1 protein-coding gene is annotated in these 2212 nt (G+C 48.0%); it reads right to left on the minus strand.

Annotated elements, in window-relative coordinates; genetic code table 11:
* Window positions 1-78 precede the first annotated feature (78 nt).
* On the minus strand, window positions 79-2212 hold a 2134-nt coding region (locus NW860_RS04580; protein ID WP_414512693.1), incomplete at its 5' end, for an argonaute PAZ domain-containing protein.

Genomic DNA, 2212 nt, shown 5'->3' on the forward strand with positions numbered 1-2212 from the left:
CGTTGTGAGTAAACATAGTTGGCATCTCAAACCCTTCCCCATCCTAGCAGGGCCCACAGGGAAGAACCCCCTACCCTGCTAGACGGCAATCAATTTCTGGCGATCTATGTTTTGCAGGACACTGAAGATGTTGCTGCCGAGGTTCTGGAACTCCTTGCCGCTCTTGTCAGCAAAATGAAGTACCCAGGGAAGCCTACAGGCTTGGAATCCACTGGCAGGATGAAGCTGGGAAAGGTGGTAAGTCTGCAGGGCCAAGATCTCCAAAGGCGTACTGCCATATTCGTGGACAACTCGCAGGGGTCTTGCGCTACCAATGGAGCTGGGCTGGCTTGTGACCAGAGTAAACGACTTTCGCGAGTAGTCGAAAACAACAGTACCTATTTTGGCATCTTTGTACTTACCTTCTTCCTCTATCCCCATCCTTCCTGTACCGCTTTTGCGTATTCCGACAACATCCACAGCAATCTTTTCTTTTTCTAACTCCTTAATTGTCTTTCCAAATTCACCTTCCTGCACTAAACCATCCCTCATTAAGAGAACCTTGGTGGGATATCGACTGAGCCTGTTATGAAACTTATTGACAAGTTTGGACACAGTCTGATAAATTGCATCACCAGAGAAGGTTTCTCCTCTTTGCACAGCAGGGAGCTCCCAACCTAAGCTCTGCCCATCAGCAAGAACAGCGAAGGCAGAGGCTCCGTAGTACAGCTGTCGATCGGTTCCCACATCGAAGCCGATGATCAGCTCAGGGCGTTCAGGATGGTCGAGGGGTTTCAGGAGTACAGGCTGCCATGCTGCCTTGCACAGAAGGCCTAGGACGACGTTTAGGGCTTTGTAGGAATCAGCGCCAGGGATCATAAACTGAGTTGCTATCCCCGCTTCGAGAGCCTCCACACGGATCTTTTGCTTGTGATCATTGGGTGACCACGGCATAACGACCAAAACGGTTTTGATCCCTTTCTCAGCCCAGCTTTGCCAGAATCTTTTTCGGGCGAGCTCTTTCTCAGAAAAGTAGTCCTGCCAAGCATAGCAGTCTACTTTGACTTCTACTCCGCTTTTTTGGGCTATCTCAAGCAAGCACTTGCGCACTTCGCTAGGATACTCTCGCTTGTCGTCGTAGAGGTTTAGACATCCAAACTTAGTCTCGCCTACCTTCGCACATCCCTGGTACCTAACCCGGGCGGGATTTTGGACTTGCCTGTGACCCGATCCCAATAGCTTTGGCTTGGGCAAGATGTAGCCCTTAGTCTTCAGTGGTTCAATTTCCCTTCTGGTAAGGTTGTAGACTATCTCTATAATAGTCTTTGCTGTCTTTTTAGACTCTTGCAATCGTTCTTGTAAACTTTTTCTAATACGCTCGGTAACAGCGGCGCTAACCTTTTTAGCAAGGCTACTGTTGCACTCTAGACTGGCTAGTATTTCCAAGGTTAGGACAGGCGATAGTCTTCGAGAAAGATGGGGAAAACGCCCTTCCCTTGAAGCTACCTCGACTACCCAAGAGCTTTCCACCTCTTCTAGAGGAGCATTGTATTTTCGCAAATGAAACTCCGCCAGACTAATGTTCAGCCCTGCCAGCTGAACCTCCCGCGGCGACTGGTTGGAAAGAATACGCAGATATTTCCAAGTCCGGTGTTTATCGTATGTGTTCCGAACCAACTTGATTGGAACATCTGGATAGTTTTCCAGCCATTCATGCAAAGTCCACGGTGTGTAGAGACGGTAATGAATATCGACTTCTAGATAAAGCTTTCCGTCTGTTTCAACAGCAACATCTATCATTCTTCCTCTGTGGATTTCCCAGCCATCCCCGAAAAGTTCTACCCCTTCCTGACTAGTCATCCACCAGAGCAATTCTCCTCCTGTTGATTCAACTTTAGTTTTTTTGAACAGAGACTTAAGGCGGGACTCTATCCTCTTGCGCTCAAAGCTTTCGAGAGCGCTTCTTTCTTGGACATCGGTACAGGTTAAAACCCTAGGCCCTAGCTCTTCTAACGCCCAACCCTCTGTCCTGAGCTTACTGATTGGAACTTTTTCCTGAGTTATAATTCGATTTCCCAGACGAACAGCTATCACTTCTAGCTGATTACAGATCCTGGAGATTTTGGAAAAAGTTTTCCGCACATCCTCTGGCTCTGGGAGGGGGTTTAGCGTACAGTTGTACTCATAAAAGGTGAGGTCTTCCTGAGTTAGCTCCTTAACAAGAAAGCGATTG

The organism is Synechococcus sp. F70.1 (genome assembly GCF_047502745.1).
Lineage (GTDB): Bacteria > Cyanobacteriota > Cyanobacteriia > Thermostichales > Thermostichaceae > Thermostichus.